This is a genomic window from Bacillus sp. SIMBA_154, assembly GCF_046536015.1.
GTDB lineage: Bacteria > Bacillota > Bacilli > Bacillales > Bacillaceae > Bacillus > Bacillus pumilus_P.
In genome coordinates this window covers 127,086-145,862 of record NZ_JAWJBV010000001.1, presented here as the reverse complement: position 1 = coordinate 145,862, position 18,777 = coordinate 127,086, and the positions used below count along the sequence as shown (strand labels likewise).

Annotated in this window: 18 protein-coding genes; 1 reads left to right on the top strand and 17 read right to left on the bottom strand. The window is 41.5% G+C overall.

Features of this window, described 5'->3' with window-relative positions; translation table 11 throughout:
- Positions 1 to 112: 112 nt before the first annotated feature.
- Positions 113 to 2,182: a sigma-54 interaction domain-containing protein gene (locus tag R0K30_RS00835; RefSeq protein ID WP_099726695.1), complete on the bottom strand. Its 2,070-nt coding sequence runs from the start codon at positions 2,180 to 2,182 to the stop codon at positions 113 to 115.
- Positions 2,183 to 2,331: 149 nt separating this feature from the next.
- Between R0K30_RS00835 and R0K30_RS00830 the strand changes: the two genes are divergently transcribed.
- Positions 2,332 to 2,568, top strand: coding sequence for a DUF2627 domain-containing protein (locus tag R0K30_RS00830; RefSeq protein WP_230030371.1), 237 nt, complete (start codon positions 2,332 to 2,334; stop codon positions 2,566 to 2,568).
- A 34-nt stretch (positions 2,569 to 2,602) separates the two neighbouring features.
- Here the strand turns inward: R0K30_RS00830 and R0K30_RS00825 are convergent, their stop codons facing one another.
- The 16 genes from R0K30_RS00825 to accC all read right to left on the bottom strand — a co-directional run bounded on the left by R0K30_RS00825 (position 2,603) and on the right by accC (position 18,768).
- Entirely contained in the window at positions 2,603 to 3,340 is a 738-nt protein-coding gene (locus R0K30_RS00825; RefSeq protein WP_410608596.1) for a glycerophosphodiester phosphodiesterase, read from the bottom strand.
- A gap of 226 nt (positions 3,341 to 3,566) precedes the next feature.
- Positions 3,567 to 4,667: a Rap family tetratricopeptide repeat protein gene (locus tag R0K30_RS00820; protein WP_099726692.1), complete on the bottom strand. Its 1,101-nt coding sequence runs from the start codon at positions 4,665 to 4,667 to the stop codon at positions 3,567 to 3,569.
- Positions 4,655 to 4,852 carry a hypothetical protein gene (locus tag R0K30_RS00815; RefSeq protein ID WP_410608594.1) on the bottom strand — a complete coding sequence of 66 codons (198 nt, stop codon included), beginning with the start codon at positions 4,850 to 4,852 and terminating at the stop codon, positions 4,655 to 4,657. Before R0K30_RS00815 ends, R0K30_RS00820 begins: the two co-directional genes overlap by 13 nt.
- A gap of 261 nt (positions 4,853 to 5,113) precedes the next feature.
- Positions 5,114 to 5,917, bottom strand: a complete 804-nt coding sequence (gene spo0A / locus R0K30_RS00810; protein WP_034319717.1) for a sporulation transcription factor Spo0A — start codon at positions 5,915 to 5,917, stop codon at positions 5,114 to 5,116.
- A 284-nt stretch (positions 5,918 to 6,201) separates the two neighbouring features.
- Positions 6,202 to 7,479 carry a SpoIVB peptidase gene (gene spoIVB, locus R0K30_RS00805; RefSeq protein ID WP_099726690.1) on the bottom strand — a complete coding sequence of 426 codons (1,278 nt, stop codon included), beginning with the start codon at positions 7,477 to 7,479 and terminating at the stop codon, positions 6,202 to 6,204.
- A 198-nt stretch (positions 7,480 to 7,677) separates the two neighbouring features.
- Entirely contained in the window at positions 7,678 to 9,411 is a 1,734-nt protein-coding gene (gene recN / locus R0K30_RS00800; RefSeq protein ID WP_410608591.1) for a DNA repair protein RecN, read from the bottom strand.
- Between the two features lie 34 nt (positions 9,412 to 9,445).
- The gene (ahrC, locus tag R0K30_RS00795; RefSeq protein ID WP_099726688.1) at positions 9,446 to 9,895 is read right to left on the bottom strand and encodes a transcriptional regulator AhrC/ArgR; all 450 of its coding nucleotides are present in this window, start codon (positions 9,893 to 9,895) and stop codon (positions 9,446 to 9,448) included.
- Positions 9,896 to 10,056: 161 nt separating this feature from the next.
- On the bottom strand, positions 10,057 to 10,911 hold the full coding sequence (locus R0K30_RS00790) for a TlyA family RNA methyltransferase (protein WP_034661248.1): 855 nt from the start codon (positions 10,909 to 10,911) through the stop codon (positions 10,057 to 10,059).
- A complete protein-coding gene (dxs, locus tag R0K30_RS00785) occupies positions 10,908 to 12,809 on the bottom strand; it encodes a 1-deoxy-D-xylulose-5-phosphate synthase (protein WP_410608588.1) in 1,902 nt (633 codons plus the stop codon). Before dxs ends, R0K30_RS00790 begins: the two co-directional genes overlap by 4 nt.
- A gap of 151 nt (positions 12,810 to 12,960) precedes the next feature.
- The gene (locus R0K30_RS00780) at positions 12,961 to 13,860 is read right to left on the bottom strand and encodes a polyprenyl synthetase family protein (protein ID WP_180275484.1); all 900 of its coding nucleotides are present in this window, start codon (positions 13,858 to 13,860) and stop codon (positions 12,961 to 12,963) included.
- Positions 13,844 to 14,104 (bottom strand): exodeoxyribonuclease VII small subunit, encoded by a 261-nt coding sequence (locus tag R0K30_RS00775; RefSeq protein WP_099726685.1) that lies wholly within the window; start codon positions 14,102 to 14,104, stop codon positions 13,844 to 13,846. Before R0K30_RS00775 ends, R0K30_RS00780 begins: the two co-directional genes overlap by 17 nt.
- Complete coding sequence (gene xseA / locus R0K30_RS00770; protein ID WP_099726684.1) at positions 14,101 to 15,447, bottom strand: exodeoxyribonuclease VII large subunit; 1,347 nt, start codon at positions 15,445 to 15,447, stop codon at positions 14,101 to 14,103. The genes R0K30_RS00775 and xseA overlap by 4 nt, the downstream gene beginning before the upstream one ends.
- 70 nt (positions 15,448 to 15,517) lie before the next feature.
- Positions 15,518 to 16,369: a bifunctional methylenetetrahydrofolate dehydrogenase/methenyltetrahydrofolate cyclohydrolase FolD gene (gene folD, locus R0K30_RS00765; protein WP_099726683.1), complete on the bottom strand. Its 852-nt coding sequence runs from the start codon at positions 16,367 to 16,369 to the stop codon at positions 15,518 to 15,520.
- An 11-nt stretch (positions 16,370 to 16,380) separates the two neighbouring features.
- On the bottom strand, positions 16,381 to 16,776 hold the full coding sequence (gene nusB / locus R0K30_RS00760) for a transcription antitermination factor NusB (RefSeq protein WP_099726682.1): 396 nt from the start codon (positions 16,774 to 16,776) through the stop codon (positions 16,381 to 16,383).
- A 209-nt stretch (positions 16,777 to 16,985) separates the two neighbouring features.
- The gene (locus R0K30_RS00755) at positions 16,986 to 17,393 is read right to left on the bottom strand and encodes an Asp23/Gls24 family envelope stress response protein (RefSeq protein WP_034319693.1); all 408 of its coding nucleotides are present in this window, start codon (positions 17,391 to 17,393) and stop codon (positions 16,986 to 16,988) included.
- 25 nt (positions 17,394 to 17,418) lie between these two features.
- On the bottom strand, positions 17,419 to 18,768 hold the full coding sequence (gene accC, locus R0K30_RS00750; protein ID WP_230030375.1) for an acetyl-CoA carboxylase biotin carboxylase subunit: 1,350 nt from the start codon (positions 18,766 to 18,768) through the stop codon (positions 17,419 to 17,421).
- Between the last annotated feature and the right edge of the window lie 9 nt (positions 18,769 to 18,777).

Sequence of the window (18,777 nt, the reverse complement as noted above, 5' to 3'; positions counted from 1 at the left end):
CCTTGTGCTCGGTTCATCTTTTCTTTATGCAAGTTCCGTGCCAGCGTGAAACGCGAGGTAAATGAACCATTTCCCGATAAATACGTGCATTTTTTTGCAGGTAACATGCATGTTATTGCATGCTATCTTTTGCAAGCTGATATTTATCCATTTTATAGTAAAGGTTTCGAATGCTGATCCCTAACGTTTTCGCTGTTTTGGTACGATTGAATTGATGCTTTTCAAGGGTTTGTTTAATTAGCTGCGCTTCAAATGCTTCAACGGCGTCCGAAAGCGTCTCACCCTCAAATTGGCTGACAGCAAGTTCCTGCTCTTTTTCTTCATGCTTTTCCGATTCCATGAATGCAATATGCCCTTCATCAATCCATTCTTCTTGCGGGTTCAAAAAGATCATAGCTCGTCCAAGCACATTTTCAAGCTCTCTCACGTTGCCTGGCCAGCTGTATGAACGAAGTCTATTAAGTGCATGTTCTGTTAAACCACTCACATTCCGTCCATAGTCTAAATTGATCTTCTGGATGAGACGTTTGCTTAATGAGTCAATATCTTCAAGACGCTGCCTAAGCGGGGGGATGGAGATCGGGTATCTGTTCATCCGATAATATAAATCCTCTCTGAACTTCCCTTCCGCCATCGCTTTTTCAATATTGACATTTGTTGCCGTGATCACACGCACATCCACCGGTATGGCTTTTGTTCCGCCTACTCTCACAATTTCTTTCTCCTGCATGACGCGAAGTAATTTCGCTTGAGTACTTGGGGACATTTCACCAATTTCGTCTAAAAAGATGCTGCCGTGATTCGCTTCTTCAAATAGCCCTTTTTTCCCGCCGCGCCTTGCACCAGAAAACGCTCCTTCCTCGTAGCCAAAAAGTTCTGACTCTAAAAGGGTCTCCGATAAGGCCGCACAGTTAACCCGTACGAAGCGGTTATATTTCCGGTCACTTTCATTGTGTATGGCGTGCGCAAACAGCTCTTTCCCAGTACCTGATTCTCCTCGGAGTAAAATGGTAGCCGGTGTTTTTGCACCTAGCTTTGCCTGCTCAAGTGCCACAAGCATTTGCTCACTTTCTCCAATAATGTCTTCAAACGTGTACTTGGCCTCTAGTGTCCGGATAAGCTGCCTTGCTTTATTTAATTCATTTGTGAGTGATTGAATTTCTGATACGTCGTGAATGACCCCGACACTGCCCTTGAGGATGCCATCAACGATGACTGGCGCTACGTTGACGATCACATCTTTTTTGTTTGGTCCGACTTTCATTCTGACGCCTCGAACAGGTCTTCTTGTTTCAAGAACCTTCAAGTGCATGCTTTCACCTTCAGAAATATCTGCACCTGCTGGTTTACCCACAATCTCTTTGTCCGTTAAACCGGTCATTTTCGTATAAGCACGGTTAATTAAGATCCCTTTTCCTTGCTCATCGACAACCGATATGGCTTCATCTGATGATTGAATGATGGCCTCAAGCATCGTTCGCACTTCTTTGAGGTTCGTGACTTCCTCTGCAAGCTCAACCGCATCTGTAATATCTTTAAAGATGGATAAAGCGCCGAGCATTCTCCCTGCGTCATCAATAATCGGCAGACGCGTAGTAACAATTTGAATTTGCTGATTCAAAAATTGTTTTTGGTTAAATTCTGGCTCTCTTGACCTTAAAATGTCGGGAAGTTTTGTATTTGGAATCACTTCTCGAATGTGACGGCCAATCGCATCTTTTTGTGAACGTCCCACCATTTTGGCAGCCGATCGATTAAATAGGACCACTTCTTCATCCATATTAATAAAAATCATGCCATCATTCGTTGCATTGAAAATGCGGTCATGTTTATAGGTTTGTTCCTTTAGTATTTGAATAAGCTGTTGCTTTTCTGACATTAATTCCGATATGACGTATGCCATCGAACTTGGAACAATGACAGTATGCTCTGGTTTTTTTTCAATCAGTTCCTTTAACACAGCAGAACGGCCAGTTGTTTCAATGATGATATCAATGTCATCTTTTATGTATTCTTTCCAATCCGTTGTCGTATCAATTCCATTCTTTTTCGCTTCTACCATCCCCGGTGCCCCAAGATCAAGGTCAGCGATCGCGATGATTTGAATCATATTTGTTTTCAGCAATGTTTCAAGCAATGCTGATCCACCCTGTCCTGCACCGACAATCAAGACTCTCTGCATCCCGTTACCCCTTTGTATGAAAAAATTTGCACACCATATTTTTCCGTTGCAAAAAATTGCACAACTCTTATATTACCACGTTTTCCTTTCTTGACAAAATATTTTTTGAATTAGACAATGGAAGTAAATGACGATTAAGGGGACATTTGATGGGGAGAATACTTGCATTAGTGATTATTTTAATACCTGGCGCTTTTGCAGCACTTGGGATTAAGCTGCTGCGTGACACTGTTTTTGGCATCACCATTGCACCATTTCCATTTTTATGGCTGCAAGGAATTGCAGGGTTGTTATTTTTAGGGGGAGGTCTTTATGTTGTAGCTGGGTTTATTTTATATAGAGACCGTAAACGTAATAAAGTGACTTCTCGCTTTAAGCAAAGATAAACACGAAAAAAGACCCGCTGATGATAGCAGGTCTTTATTTCATATCTTCTCTTAATTTCACCGCTCGGTCAGGAAAGTCAGTAAAAATCCCATCGACGCCTAAGGAGAACATGTTTCGCATCTGCTTCTCACTGTTTACTGTAAACGGCCTGATCACTTGCTTATCAGCATGGAGAGCCGACACGACCTCTTTCGTTACCCCAGCCCCCTTCATATTTGGATGGTATCCCCTTGCCGGTATTGTTTTTAAGTACATCTCGGGCTGATGAATCACATCCATCGTAAGTACCGCAAGTTCAATTTGCGGCATCAGCTTGTGGAAAAGAGCTAAACTGCCGTGATGAAAGGATGAGACAAGTACACGATCCTCAATTTGAAAGTGTTCGATTTGCTCTTTTACTTTCTCTTCGATCCCTGGATATCGATAAATGGAGTTTTTCAGCTCAATATTGATGATCAATGATGATTGCTGCGTAACTAGCTCCAATACTTCCTCTAAAAGGGGAATGGACACAGCACCTGTTTCTTCATAGAAAGAATGACTTGCATCTCCTGCTTTTAACTCTTCATATGTATGGTCTTTCACTAAACCTTTCATATTCGTCGTTCGGTTCAGCTTCTCATCGTGAATGACAGCCAGTCTGCCGTCTTTGGTCAACTGAACATCAAGCTCAATACCGTCAGCTCCAGAATGGAGTGCATGCTCAAAGGCGATCATTGTGTTTTCAGGATAGATTCCTTTATAGCCTCTGTGTGCGAAAATTTTCGTCATATGTCACCTCTAAATATGATGCTTACCTTCATTATGACGGGTCTTTTTCATTTTTTCCAGTTTGGGCACATAAAAAAACCTCTTCTTTTAAGTGCGAAGAGGTTGAAAGATAAATTCGATCACGTAATCGCTCTGATGGCTTGCTCTGTCATCTCTGCGTCGAGAGCAAAAAGGGAAGAAACAACTGCGACTGCTGTAACGACTGTTACACCTAACAACAACTTTTTCATAAGATAACCTCCACTTTCTTTTGAAGTATTTGTGCATCGAATTTCTTTTCAAGAAAACGAATGGCATTTTGATAGTCATTTCGTTCCTTGAAGTATTTCGATATTTGTTCAGACAAATCCTCAAGCTCCACATATAATCTATTTTTTTCTATGTAGTCTAATTTTTCAGAGAATACGTCTGCTGCTCCACTATTTTCGCACATTAAATCTAAAATTTCAAATTTTACTATATATTCATTATTTTGGATATCGCAGCTATACTGAATGCCCTCTTTGATATATTCTTTCGCCTCTTGATCTCCTAGATGAACTAAGGCATTTGCCAGAACATATAAAGATTGGATGTAATAATGGCTATTGTCGCGGTGAATTTGAATGCCCATTCCTTTTTTTGCATATTGTGCGCTTTTTTCATAATCAGGCTTTGCATAATAAAGGACCGCTAAATTGTGATAGCATTTCCCAATCAGCACTTCATTGTTAATGCGCTTACTTTTTTCAAGTGCCTCTTGATATTTATCCTCTGCTTCATCAAATTGGAACAAATCAATACAATTGCTGGCATGTAAAATTAAGCTGTCAATCGCCTGAGCTGTATATTCTTCATGCGCTTTGAACGTATCGATGGCTTTTTTAATATGATTAATGGAAATGAAATTTTGTTTCAGTTCGTAATAGATAGAAGCGACCTTATGGTGAAAAGTTCCCACTTCCAGATCTTCATTCACTCGTTTTAGCCGCTGTTCTGCAATTTTGTAAAAACTAATGGCTTCGTCATACTTCTTTACATACGCGGCGTATTGGCCTTTGTAAAAATAAAAATAAAAATTAATAATGTCATCTGCTTTCTCATCCAGCGTTCCGACAGTTTTCATAATTTGATTGGCTTTTTCAATATTTCCAAGTAACATTTCATGTCTGCCGTCAACAAGCTGATAATAAAGGAGAACTTCGCGGTCTTCATCTGTATTTTTTAGCAAATTCAGAATTTTCTCTTTATAGACAGCAGATTTTTCTAGGTCATTCTGAGAAATGACCCTCGTCCACTTGCTAATTTCGTTCGCTACCTCAGCAGAGTGGATTTTCAGCTTTCCCATAACCTCACCCTCTTCTTTTCATTATTATAGCATAGTAAAAGAATGTGAAAATTATTAAATTCGACAATGGGAATATTCAGTTCAAATGGCACAATCTCTAAGAAGCCAGTGACTTTAAAACGCCAACCAATCAGGTCAATAGAAATAGAAATTTCGATCTCATTTGCTTTATTTACCAATTCCATAAGACCTTTTCCTCTCATCCTTTTTCTTACGAATGAGCGTTTTCTTCTTCTACATCGATTGTTTGGCGTAGCTGATTACCACTACTTTATGTCTTTTCGATTTCTTTCATGCTTTATTTTTCATTTTATTCTGAAAATAAAGCAGCCCGTTTGTCCAATTTAAACATTAAGATGATTTTATCAACACAACCATTTTTTTACAATCTTTTTCAAAAATAAAAAAACGCCTCAATGAAGAAACGTTTTTTCATCTGAAATGAACTAGCTTGCTCTATGCTCTAAACGCAGACGATCAGCCACCATGGCAATAAATTCTGAATTGGTCGGTTTGGCTTTTGACATGCTGACTGTGTAACCAAAGAGTGATGAAATGGAATCGATGTTTCCTCTGCTCCAGGCGACTTCAATGGCATGACGAATTGCTCGTTCCACCCTGCTGGCTGTCGTGTTAAATTTCTTCGCGATGTCTGGATACAATACTTTTGTAATGCTGCCTAGAAGCTCAATATCATTGTACACCATAGAAATCGCTTCTCTTAAGTATAAATACCCTTTAATATGAGCTGGCACGCCAATTTCATGAATAATCGTCGTAATGCTCGCATCTAAGTTTTTACGTTTCGGTTCAGGTTTGTTACGAAGGACACTGTTTTGGATAGATGAAGATCGATGGGTAACTTGTGTGCCGTTTCCACTGACTTGACGAATATGACCTACTAGGTTTTCCATATCAAATGGCTTTAAAATGAAATAGGATGCACCCAAATCGACTGCTTTTTTCGTTACATCTTCTTGTCCGAATGCCGTTAGCATAATCACACTTGGCTGCTTGGTCATATCAGAGTTTTCACGGAGTCGTTCCAGTACAGCAAGACCGTCTAAATGAGGCATGATAATATCTAAGAGGAGAACGTCGGGCTCTTTATCTTTAAATAATGTCAGACATTCCTGACCATTATAGGCCACGCCAAGTACTTCCATATCTTCCTGTCCCTCAATATACTCTGTCAAAAGGCCAACAAGCTCTCGATTATCATCAGCTACACACACTTTAATTTTCTCCACGTTCTTTCCTCCCCAATGTCGATTCCTTTAGTCTTTTGCATTTCTCTTCTGAGTGTTCAATTCGACAAAACCATGCTATCCCCTTTAAAAAACTTTAATTTTCCGAATAATAGAGCATTATCTAGCTTTTTCTACGTTTTTCTTAACGAATCGACGATTATTGCAATTTGACAACATACTATTTTCCATTTTGTCGAAAAATCTCTTTTTCCTTATTTTATAACATGACGGGAGAGAAAGAAAGGGTAGAAAAAAACTGCCGGAAGATTCGCGGCAGTTTGTGATCAGCTTGCTTTTTTGTTTTTTTGATAAAGATTGATTCCTGCTTCTGACAGCATCCATTCAATGTGTACGCCGTATCCGCTTGTCGGGTCATTGACGAATACGTGTGTGACAGCTCCAATGACTTTGCCATTTTGGATGATGGGGCTTCCGCTCATTCCTTGTACAATTCCGCCCGTTTTGTTTAATAATCGTTCATCTGTTATCTTCAGTACCATCCCTTTTGTGGCCGGGAATTTCTGCGGTGTTGTGCTGACGATTTTGATATCAAACTTCTCCACTTTATCATGGTCCACAACGGTTAAGATCTCTGCTGGACCTTCTTTTACTTCATTTGATAAAGCGACTGGAAGTGGTTTGTCCGCTACATGATTTTCGAGCTTTTCGGTTAATGTACCAAATATACCGAATGGACTATTGCGCGAGATATCACCTATCGTTTTTCGCTCGGAAGAAAACCTCGCCAGTTTTTCTCCAGGATTGCCTCCTGTGCCTTTTTCAATCGATGTGACGGTTGATCTGACAATTTCACCATTGTCGACAACGATTGGTTTTTTTGTATCCATGTCAGAAATCACATGCCCAAGGGCACCATATTTTTTAGAAGATGGTTCAAAGAAGGTCATCGTTCCGATTCCTGCTGCGGAATCACGAATGTAAAGACCAATTCGATAGGTGCCTTCACTTGCATCTTTTGCGGGTGTTAATGTTGTTTGAAAGGTTTTATGATCTCTTTTTATGAGTAATTGAAGTGTTTCACCCGTTTTCCCAGCTTTCTGAATAAATGGGGTGAGGTCATTCATTTTCTCCATCTTTTGACCATTTATTTGAATGATCATATCCCCTGATTGAATGCCTGCGGCTTCACCTGGCGATTTTTTGCCGTCTGCTGTTGTGATTTGATGAAAACCTACAACGAGAACTCCGACAGAGTGGAGCTTGACGCCAATGGATTGTCCTCCAGGAATGACTTTTAATTCAGGGAGAACATCGACTTTTGTTTTCTTAATAGGAAATCCTTTAAAATCATAAACAATTTCGGCTTTCCCCGCCTTTTGTCCGGTTACTTCAAGCTGATTCTTTTTCTCTGAAAGACTAAAGGCTGGTGAAGAAGTATTGGCTGAGGCTTCAATCGATGTCTCAATTGAGTGCTTTTCTTTTTCAAATACAGCAACTTTTGTTGGAATGCTGATATATTCCTTCACTATGCTCATAAACCCTGTACTTATTAAAGAAACAAGGAGAATCACACCAATGGCTTTTCTCATCTTTTCGGGCATTCATTTTTCACTCTCCTCGCTCCTTACCCACACCAGAACACTAATGTTTTGGCTACATCTATACTTTTGCCTTCTTCGCGAGGATTTATAACTGGCACATGTAGAAAATGATTGGATAAATTGATAAAAGAAAAAGACGATTTCATGCGTATATACAGCGAATTTTAGACAACATAAAAAAGGCAGCTGGTCATTCAGCTACCCTGTCGTTTTGACATCATTTGCTTGGTGCAATAATTCTTTTGCATGCTGTTTTGTCAGCTCAGTGACTTCCACACCTGCAATCATCCGGCCAATTTCACTCACTTTTTCTTCATGACTTAATGATTTGACATTCGTTAGTGTTCTGCCGGCTTTAGAGCGTTTAGAAATGAAAAGATGGGTATCAGCCATTGCAGCTACTTGGGGCAGATGTGTGATGCAGAGCACTTGTGATCCTGCCGCTACTTTATAAATTTTTTCGGCAATGGCCTGTGCGACCCTGCCGCTGACGCCTGTATCAACCTCATCGAAAATAATGGATGTGACTTCTTGTTTGGCTGAGAAAATACTCTTCACTGCCAGCATGACACGTGAAATTTCTCCACCGGAGGCTACTTTTGATAAAGATTTCATCGGTTCGCCTGGATTTGTAGAAATGACAAATTGTGCTTGGTCTATTCCGTTTTTTCCGAGCTGGACAGGTTTTCCGTCTAAAAGGGGGCAGTCCGTGCTGCCAAAGGGCGCATAGCGAATGGCAAAAGCCGTATCAAAGGATGATTTCTCCATATACAAATCCTTTAACTCTGCTTGGATTTGCTTCGCTAGCTTTTTGGCCCATTTTTCACGAAGCTCTGACACGTTGAGTGCTTCCAGCAGTGCATCGCGGCTCATTGCATCCAGTTTGTTTTTGAGCGTTTGCAGGTGGCTGTCTCGATTTTGGATTTGATCTATTTCTTCTTCAATCTTAGCCGCATACTCCAAGATTTCTCCAACCGTTGCGCCATACTTTCGCTTTAACTGCTTCATTTCATTCAGCCTAGACTCAATAAAGTCAAGACGCGCCGGGTCGAATTCTAACTGATCCAGCATGCTGCGCATTTGGAAGGTAGAATCCTCTAATAAGTAATAGGAGTTCGAAACTTGCTCAGAAAGCTTTTTTAGATCATCATTGATCTCAGAAACCTGCTCTAGCTCGCTTGAAGCCATCCCAACCCAATCAAGCCCTCCTTGCTCATTGCGCAGGGCGTTATACGCGTTTTGAAGCGAGGAATAAATTTTTTCGTAGTTGCTGATTTGATGACGTTCTTCCTGAAGCTTCTCATCTTCTCCCAGCTCTAATTGGGCCGCTTCAATCTCTTCCAGCTGAAATTGCAGTAAGTCTAAACGGTGCACCATTTCCTGCTCATTTTCTGACAGCTGTTTTAGCTTTTGAGCTGTCTTGGTATATTGATCATACGCTTCATGGTATTGTGATAAAGCAGGTACAATTTCTTCTGCCCCAAATTGATCAAGCAAATGCAAATGGTTTTCATCCTCCATCAACAGCTGATTATCGTGCTGTCCATGTATATCGAGCAAAAGCCGTCCTACTTCTCTCAGAAGAGAGATCGTGACAAGCTTGCCATTAATGCGGCAGATGCTCTTCCCGCTTTGATTCATATCACGGCGAAGAATCATCATTTCATCCGATGCATCAATTCCTTGCTCTTCGCATAGGTCAAATACAGGATGATCTGCCGGCACAAGAAAAAGCCCTTCCAGCTCTGCTTTTTTTTCACCGTAACGAACAAATTCAGATGATCCTCTTCCCCCGACAAGAAGTGAGACAGCGTCAATCAAGATAGATTTTCCGGCACCTGTTTCCCCTGTTAGAACCGTGAGTCCTTTTTCAAATGAAACCGTTAACTCTTCAATGATTGCAAAGTTTTTAATGGTTAGTTCTGCTAACACTCATTTGACACCTCTTTTTGTAAACCTGATCTCTTTATAGAAGCTCTAAAATTTTGGTCGAAACTGTATCCGTATCATCTGGTGTGCGGCAAATAATCAAAATGGTATCATCTCCGCAAATGGTTCCCATAATTTCTTCCCAATCTAAATTATCCATTAAAGCACCGATGGCCTGAGCATTACCTGGCATTGTTTTCAGAACGATTAAATGGCTGGCAGCATCCATCTTAATAAATGCATCCATTAGTGAACGCTTCAGTTTTGACAGCGGGTTAAACCGCTGATCCGCAGGAAGGCTGTATTTATACGTTCCATTGTTTGTCGGTACTTTCACTAAATGTAACTCTTTAATATCTCTTGATACAGTCGCCTGTGTGATGTTATGACCATCGGATTTCAATATATCGACTAATTCATCTTGTGTTTCTATCTCTTGGCTTGCTATGATTTCTCTAATCTTAATATGCCTCTGACCTTTATTCATTTTGACCCCCCTAGGCGTTTGATTCTCATTTGTCTTTACGTTCTATGTTATATGATGCACACTTCAAAAAACAAGCATTACGTGAGAAACTGTCGATTCTCGTCTTTTGTCCATGTAAAAAGGAATAATAGCGAGCTATTATTCCTTTTGTTTGAATGATCTCATGTGTCAGCGGGCTCAGGACTGTTTTTCTTTTCTTTCAATACGGAATGGGCTTCCTTGACCACTTTCTCAAGTTCAGAAGCCGGAAGTGCCGCATTCTCCTCTTGATCAGGATGAAGCACCAAATGAAGCAGGAATTCAATATTCCCATCTCCACCAGTGATTGGTGAAAAAGAAACATCCTTTACGTCATAGCCTTCTTTTGCAGCAAATTGATTCATTTCTTCTAGCACACCGAGGTGGACAGATGGATCACGCACGATGCCTTTTTTTCCGACAAGCTCTCTGCCTGCTTCAAATTGGGGCTTGACGAGCGCGATACAGTCACCGCCTGGGACAAGAATATGCTTTAAAGCCGGAAGAATAAGTTTGAGTGAAATAAAAGATACATCAATCGACGCAACCTCTGGCAATCCTTCAGTAAAATCAGCTGGGACGGAATGGCGGAAATTGGTGCGTTCCATCACGATCACTCGGTCATCCTGCCTTAATTTCCACGCAAGCTGATTGTAGCCAACATCAACAGCGTATGATTTGACCGCTCCATTTTGGAGTGCACAATCTGTGAATCCGCCTGTTGATGAGCCGATATCGATCAGCAATTTCCCTTCAACTGTTAAGTCAAATTCTTTTAGCGCTTTTTCAAGTTTTAACCCGCCGCGGCTCACATATTTCAAGGGATTCCCCTTCACAGTGAGCGGTGTATCACGAGCGATTTTCTCTCCTGGTTTATCTAAACGGTTCTCATTTGAGTAAACAATCCCTGCCATGATGGCACGCTTTGCTTTCTCTCTCGTTTCCATTAGTCCTTGTTCGACTAATAAAACGTCAAGTCGTTCTTTCTTTGATGTCATGATCCAATTCCTTTTCTTGGTACTGCGGGAAGCAGGGTACGTAAAGTTTCAGCAACCTGCGCTTTCGTCAGACCAATTTCTTCAAGCAGGGCATCGACACTACCATGCTCAATAAATTCATCTGGAATGCCCATACGTTCTACCTTTATATGTGACGCTTTCTTGTCGTGTATATATTCTAATACGCTGCTTCCAAATCCACCTTGGAGAACAGCTTCTTCAATCGTTAAAATCGGAATGTCTTCAGACAGTATTTCATTTAGCATCTGTTCATCAAGGGGCTTAATGAAACGAGCATTGACGACACGAATTGATTTCCCTTCTTTTTGCAGTTCCTCTGCTGCTTGCAGCGCCATTTTAATGGTCGTACCGAATGTTAAAATCACGGCATCCTTCCCTGGACGAAGAACTTCCCATGAGCCAATCGGAATGGTTTTCAGCTGTTCATCCATTTTGACGCCGAGTCCATTTCCGCGCGGGAATCGCATCGCAATAGGACCGCCATCATATTGAATGGCTGTATTGACCATATGCTGTCCTTCATTTTCATCCTTTGGCATCATCAGAACCATATTCGGCATATGGCGCATGAAAGCAATATCAAACACACCTTGATGCGTTTCTCCATCTGCACCGACAAGGCCCGCACGGTCAATTCCGATAAACACATTGAGGTTCTGACGACAAATGTCATGCAGCACTTGATCATAGGCTCTTTGAAGGAAAGTTGAGTAAATTGCTAAGAATGGCTTCATATCCTGCGTTGCAAGCCCAGCCGCCATTGTGGCTGCGTGCTGCTCTGCAATCCCTACATCAAACATTCGCTCTGGAAATTCCTTTGCAAACCCTTCAAGTTTTGAGCCAACAGGCATCGCAGGCGTAATGGCAACAATTCGTTCATCTTCCCGCGCCAGCTTTCTGACGGTTTCACTGACTAGACCACTCCATGACGGAGCCGCTGCTGTCGGTTTCACAAAATCACCTGTATCGATTTTGTATGGACCTGTGCCGTGCCAAGTTCCGATTTTATCAGATTCTGCCGGCTTATAGCCTTTTCCTTTTTTCGTGATGACATGCAGGAGAACAGGACCTTTCGTTTTCTTTGCATATTCAAGATTTTCAAAAAGATCTTCATAGGAATGTCCATCTACAGGACCTAAGTAGGTGAAGCCCATTTCCTCAAAGAACATGCCAGACACAAGTAAATATTTCAGGCTGTCTTTAATACGCTCTGCTGTTGCAGCTAGCTTCCCGCCTACGGCTGGAATGCGCTTGAATAAGTATTCGAGCTCGTCCTTTACCCATTGATATTTACCAGCTGTACGCAGTCTGCCAAGCATTGTGTGAATGGCACCAACGTTTGGTGCAATACTCATTTCATTGTCGTTTAATATGACAATCATGTCTTTCTTTTCATCACCGATATGATTCAGCGCTTCTAACGCCATACCGCCGGTTAACGCACCATCTCCGATAACCGGAAGAATATATTCATCTGTTCCTTTGATATCCCGCGCTGCCGCCATACCCATCGCGCCAGATAATGAGGTTGAACTGTGACCCGTCTCCCATACATCATGTTCACTTTCATTTCGTTTAGGAAAACCGCAAAGTCCTTTATATTGACGAAGTGTATCAAACTCCGCACCTCTCCCAGTTAACAGCTTGTGAACGTAAGACTGATGTCCAACATCCCAAAGGAATTTGTCTTTCGGGCTGTCAAATACTTTGTGAAGTGCAACAGTGAGTTCAACAACACCTAGGTTCGGACCGATGTGCCCGCCAGAGTTAGCTAATGACTCAATTAAAAACATGCGAATGTCAGCACTAAGCTCCTCTAATTCTGCATTTGACATTCCTTTTAGAAACGTTGGATTTTTTATAGATAAAAGATCCAATCAGGATCAACTCGCTTTCAACAAAATTTCTACATACATATATAATGCCTTATTCCTATGAAAACCCATGAAGGAATAAGAGTTGTCTCATCATAATAAACTGTTTACAGTTTACCACAATTGCTCGAGGACCCTCAAATCTAGGCTGTTTTTAATGATCTCTTGAGGCAATCAGATCACATAAATCATGCAACAATTGCTGCTCTAACGTAAGATTTGAGACAATTTCTTTTGCACGTGTGATGTGTTCATTTAGTTTTTCTTTTGCGCCTGAAAGCGTTAATAAAGAAGGATATGTTGACTTTTCATTTGCTGTATCGGAGCCGACCCGTTTTCCTATCTTTTCTTCGCTTCCTTCGAGATCTAAAATATCATCACGGATTTGAAAAGCAATGCCAATATGATAGCTGAATTCTCTCAAGTTTTCGATATCGTCATCAGGTGCACCTGCCAGCATCGCACCTGCTGCCACGCTGAAGGTCAGAAGCTTTCCTGTTTTCCGGGCGTGAATGGATTCTAATTCAGCAAGAGGTATTTGTTGTTTTTGCTCTGCTTCCATATCATCAAATTGACCGCCAACCATTCCAAGCGCACCTGCTGATTTCACAAGTTCATCTATGATTCTGAGCTTTTGATCAGCGGATATATTGTCAGATAGTTGCGATGTAATCAGGCGGAAGCTTTCGGTTAAAAGCGCATCGCCTGCAAGAACCGCTGTTGCTTCTCCATATACTTTATGGTTGGTCGGCTTTCCTCTGCGAAGGTCGTCGTCATCCATGCATGGAAGGTCGTCATGAATCAATGAATATGTATGAATCATTTCCACTGCGCAGCCAACAGGTATACCATCTTTTTCACTTTTTCCATAGGCATTTAAAAGAGCCAGGACGAGAACAGGACGAAGCCTCTTTCCGCCTGCTTTTAAAGAATAAAGCATAGAGGATTTCAAGTCTTCTGGAATATGCAATTCCTGAACATATGTAAATAAATAATCTTCGATTGCCTGTTTTCGTGTTGTCAAAAAATCATTTAAATTACTTGTCACCAGCATCTGCCTCCTTTACTGAAAAAGGAGCCAGCTCACCGTCCTCTTTTAAAATGAAATCCATTTGCTTTTCAACATGCTGTAATTTTTCATGACAAAGCTTTGAAAGTGCCATACCTTCTTGGAAATAATGGATGGCTTGCTCAAGCGGTACATCTCCCTCTTCGAGCTTCCCAACAATGTCTTCAAGACCTTTCATGGCCTCTTCAAAAGTCATTTGTTCTTCTTTTTGTTTATTTGATTCTGTCATGATGATTGTCCCTCCTTCTCAATAACCTCACAAATAAGACGTCCATCCTTCATTGTAATGGTTAGCTGATCCTTCGTATCTACTTGGTTCACACTTTTAATCAGTGCATCTTCTTTATAGGCTAAACTGTAGCCTCTTTCCATCACTTGAAGCGGATTTAATGCATTTAGTTTACCAAGAACAGATTGGAACTGCGAATGAATTGTTTTCATTTGCACATTCATACTGCGGATGAGTTGATCTGTTTCATTGGCGTGACGTTTTTTCGCCTGAAGCAGCTGCTCTTTTGGATGAAGCGGTTTAAGTCTGTATGTCTGGCGGTCAAGCTGACTGCGTTTTTGTTCAATTTGTCTCGTCAGCTGTTTTTGAAAACGATCAAATACCATATCGAATTGCTGCTCTTTTTGCTCTTGTAATCGCTTTGGAAAACGGAAGGCATAAGAGGATTGAAGCGCCACAAGACGGTCTTTCGCTTGTGAAGTTCGATTCTTTACGGCCCTTGTTAACCGAATGTCGATCGATTTGATTCGTTCAATTAAATCGGCCGTGCTTGGAACAGCTAGCTCGGCTGCTCCTGTTGGTGTGGGTGCTCTCATGTCTGCAGTAAAATCACTGATCGTAAAGTCCGTTTCGTGCCCAACTGCAGAAATGACTGGAATGTCTGATGCGAAGATCGCTCTTGCGACTGCTTCTTCATTAAAGGCCCAAAGTTCTTCAATCGAACCTCCTCCTCTTCCGACAATCAAGACATCGCAGATCTGTTTTTCATTTGCTTCTTTGATCCGCTCAACGATTGAACGGGTGGCATTTTCACCTTGGACTAACGCCGGAAGCACAATGATCTTGGCCTGCTGATAGCGCCGGTTGATGGTTGTAATGACATCTCGAACAGCCGCTCCTGTTGGGGATGTAATCACACCAACGACTTCTGGATATTCAGGAATTGGTTTTTTATAGCGCGCATCAAATAAGCCTTCACTTGCTAGCTTTTTCTTCAGCTCTTCATAAGCAAGATGAAGAGCACCAACACCATCAGGCTGCATTTCTTTAGCATATAATTGATAGTTGCCGCTTGGTTCATATACTTGAATCCCGCCGCGTACAAACACTTTCATCCCGCTCTTTGGTGAAAAAGGCAGCTTGGAAGCGGAGCGCTGGAACATGACAGCTTGCATGCGGGCGTTTTCATCTTTCAAGGTGAAGTAAACATGACCTCTTGAATGAATCTTCACATTGGATAACTCACCTTTGATCCAAATATCTTCTAAGTGAGGGTCCACATCAAATTTTCTTTTTATGTATTTTGTAAGGGCTGTGACCGTCACAAAGGCTTTTTCACTCATGACGTATTCCTCCTCTTCAAAAACGCACATTCATCCACCGGCAGCATGCAGGTGGATGAATGGATAAAGCTTATGCTAATGTACGTTTTGCTGATTTAACCGTATTATGTGCAAGCATCGTAATCGTCATTGGACCGACTCCGCCAGGGACTGGTGTGATATAAGAAGCTTTTTCTTTCGCCTCTTCAAAATCAACATCCCCTACAAGCTTCCCAGTATCTAAACGATTGACTCCTACATCGATGACAATAGCGCCTTCTTTAATTTGGTCAGCTTTAATAAAGTTTGCTCGACCGACGGCAACAACTAAAATGTCCGCTTTTAACGTATGTTCTGAAATATTGGCCGTTCTTGAATGACAGTATGTGACGGTTGCATGTTCGTTTAACAGTAATTGTCCAACTGGTTTGCCGACAATATTGCTTCGTCCTACAACAACCACTTCTTTTCCAGAAAGATTGACACCTGTTTTGTTTAGCAGTTCAACAATACCTGCAGGTGTACAAGGAAGAAATGTATCTTCCCCTAGTAGCATTTTCCCGATATTTAACGGATGAAAACCATCTACATCTTTCTCTGGTGAAATACGTTCAATGACGGCTTTTTCAGAAATGTGTTTCGGCAGTGGAAGTTGAACAAGAATCCCGTGGAATTGATCGTTCGCATTGTACTGATCAATCAGCTGAAGCAATTCCTCTTCTGTTAAAGAAGCATCTAAATGATCAAGTTGAAAATGCATGCCCATTGCTTCTGCCGCTTTTTTCTTCCCGCGTACGTAAGAAAGTGACGCCGGATCATCACCGATTAGAATAACGGCAAGACCAGGTGTGACTCCTTTTTGTTTTAGCTCTTCTACTTCTTTTGCTAATTGTTCACGCTTTTCTTTTGCTGTTTCTTTCCCATCGATGATTGTTGCTGTCATGTCGAATCCTCCTATTGCTGCTTTAGGTCGTTTTTAATGTTTGAAAGTACACCATTTACAAATTTCGGTGCTTTATCATCACCGAATAATTTGGCCAGTTCAATGGCTTCATTCATTGAAACACTAGCCGGGATGTCATCTTGATACACCATTTCGTACACAGACAGCCTTAAAATGGCTCTATCTACGTTCGCAATACGATCGAGTTTCCAATTCACAAGGTGCTGCGAGATCATGTCATCGAGCTTGTCCTTTTGTTCAAGCACACCGAAAACCAGTTCCTCGAAAAAAGGATCTGATTCTTGTTCATCCAGCGCATGTGTAATGGCCTCTTTTGGATCAATATTGCTGACATCAATTTGAAATAATGTTTGTAGCGCTTTTTCTCTTGCAGTTCTTCTTTTCATTATTTACTCCTTTAACCACTTTATCCGCTTGTCGTTAAGCCATACAGAGATCATAACATATTTTGACCGTGGTCGCACCAAGATCCATGCGGGCTGTGGCGAAAAACGAATAAATCAACACGTGACGTAATCAATATTCGGAACTTACCCAAAAATGGGCTTTAAAAAACCAAAGAGGCGATGCCTCCTTGGTTTCACTTGAACCCTTTTTACACTTCTTGATCTACTTCAGCCTCAGGTGCTTTTGTATCAAATTGAATGCCAACGACATGAATGTTGATTTCATTAATCGTTAAGGCAGTCATGTTCAAAAGGGTTTGACGGATATTTTCTTGAACAGCAGTGGATACCTTTGGAATGGATAGGCCAAATTCAACCACACAATATACATCAATTGTGATGCCTTCATCAGAGACATCTACTTTTACACCTTTACGGTGATTTTTCTTACCAAAGCGTTCTGCTACATCAGCAGCGAAATTGCCGCGCATTTCGGCAATTCCTTCGACCTCTGAAGCGGCGATCCCAGCAATGACTTCAATCACTTCTGGCGCAATTTGCACTTTTCCCAATTGATCTTCATCAAGGTTCATCTCAAGCAAATTGTTTTCTGACACGATCATTCACCTCCGAAAGCTGTTATTATTTCATGATTTGATACGTTTCTAAAAACTTCGTATTAAAATTACCACTCACAAATGTTTCATGCTCGAGCAATCTGAGATGGAATGGAATTGTTGTGTAGACTCCTTCAATGACGAATTCTTGAAGCGCACGTTTCATTTTCGCAATCGCTTCTTCTCTCGTCTTACCATACGTGATCACTTTTGCAATCATGCTATCGTAATATGGTGGAATCACATAGCCCGGATAAGCCGCAGAATCAACACGTACACCTAGACCGCCTGGCGGAAGATACATTTTAATTTCACCAGCTGACGGCATGAAGTTTTTCTCTGGGTTCTCTGCGTTAATACGGCATTCAATTGCCCAGCCTGCATATACGACATCCTCCTGGGTAAGAGAAAGCTTCTCACCTGATGCAACCATGATTTGTTCTTTGATCAAGTCAACACCTGTGACCATTTCCGTAACAGGATGCTCTACTTGAATGCGAGTATTCATTTCCATGAAGTAGAACTTCTCTTCATTATAATCATAAATGAACTCAACCGTTCCAGCGCCTGTGTATTCAACAGCTTCTGCTGCTTTCACAGCTGCTTCACCCATTTGCTCACGGATATCTGCATTCAGTGCTGGTGATGGTGTTTCTTCAAGAAGCTTTTGCATTCTTCTTTGGATTGAGCAATCACGCTCTCCTAAGTGAATCGTATTCCCATACTTGTCTGCAAGCACTTGGATTTCCACGTGTCTAAAGTCTTCAATGAATTTCTCCAAATAGACGCCTGGGTTACCAAAGTTTTGTGCTGCTTCCTGCTGCGTGATTTTGACACCGTTAATGAGCTCTTCTTCAGTACGAGCTACGCGGATCCCTTTACCACCGCCGCCTGCAGTTGCTTTAATAATAACAGGATACCCAATACTTGCTGCTGTTGAAACGGCATCATCAAGATCTTTTACAATTCCTTGAGAACCAGGGACAATCGGAACTCCTGCCTGCTTCATTGTTTCTCTTGCGACATCTTTCGTTCCCATTTTGGAAATCGCTGACGCCGTTGGTCCAACAAAGATGACATTACATTCCTCGCAAAGCTCTGCGAAGTCTGCATTTTCAGCAAGGAAGCCGTATCCTGGATGGATGGCATCTGTACCTGTTAGTTTTGCTACACTGACAATGTTTGTGACATTTAAATAACTATCTTTTGAAGCAGTCGGTCCGATGCAATATGCTTCATCAGCCATTTGAACATGCAGCGCATCGCGATCCGCTTCAGAAAATACCGCAACTGTTTCAATTCCTAGCTCTTTGCAAGCGCGAATGATTCTAACTGCGATTTCTCCTCTGTTTGCAATTAATAGCTTTTTAATCATGATCGTACT

Excerpts from the sequence above, each read along its gene's own strand:
- R0K30_RS00835 (WP_099726695.1), bottom strand. The coding sequence starts at position 2,182 with ATGCAGAGAGTCTTGATTGTCGGTGCAGGACAGGGTGGATCAGCATTG.
- R0K30_RS00830 (WP_230030371.1), top strand. The coding sequence starts at position 2,332 with ATGGGGAGAATACTTGCATTAGTGATTATTTTAATACCTGGCGCTTTT.
- R0K30_RS00825 (WP_410608596.1), bottom strand. The coding sequence starts at position 3,340 with ATGACGAAAATTTTCGCACACAGAGGCTATAAAGGAATCTATCCTGAA.
- R0K30_RS00820 (WP_099726692.1), bottom strand. The coding sequence starts at position 4,667 with ATGGGAAAGCTGAAAATCCACTCTGCTGAGGTAGCGAACGAAATTAGC.
- R0K30_RS00815 (WP_410608594.1), bottom strand. The coding sequence starts at position 4,852 with ATGGAATTGGTAAATAAAGCAAATGAGATCGAAATTTCTATTTCTATT.
- spoIVB (WP_099726690.1), bottom strand. The coding sequence starts at position 7,479 with ATGCCCGAAAAGATGAGAAAAGCCATTGGTGTGATTCTCCTTGTTTCT.
- ahrC (WP_099726688.1), bottom strand. The coding sequence starts at position 9,895 with ATGAATAAAGGTCAGAGGCATATTAAGATTAGAGAAATCATAGCAAGC.
- R0K30_RS00790 (WP_034661248.1), bottom strand. The coding sequence starts at position 10,911 with ATGACATCAAAGAAAGAACGACTTGACGTTTTATTAGTCGAACAAGGA.
- R0K30_RS00780 (WP_180275484.1), bottom strand. The coding sequence starts at position 13,860 with ATGCTGGTGACAAGTAATTTAAATGATTTTTTGACAACACGAAAACAG.
- R0K30_RS00775 (WP_099726685.1), bottom strand. The coding sequence starts at position 14,104 with ATGACAGAATCAAATAAACAAAAAGAAGAACAAATGACTTTTGAAGAG.
- xseA (WP_099726684.1), bottom strand. The coding sequence starts at position 15,447 with ATGAGTGAAAAAGCCTTTGTGACGGTCACAGCCCTTACAAAATACATA.
- folD (WP_099726683.1), bottom strand. The coding sequence starts at position 16,369 with ATGACAGCAACAATCATCGATGGGAAAGAAACAGCAAAAGAAAAGCGT.
- nusB (WP_099726682.1), bottom strand. The coding sequence starts at position 16,776 with ATGAAAAGAAGAACTGCAAGAGAAAAAGCGCTACAAACATTATTTCAA.
- accC (WP_230030375.1), bottom strand. The coding sequence starts at position 18,768 with ATGATTAAAAAGCTATTAATTGCAAACAGAGGAGAAATCGCAGTTAGA.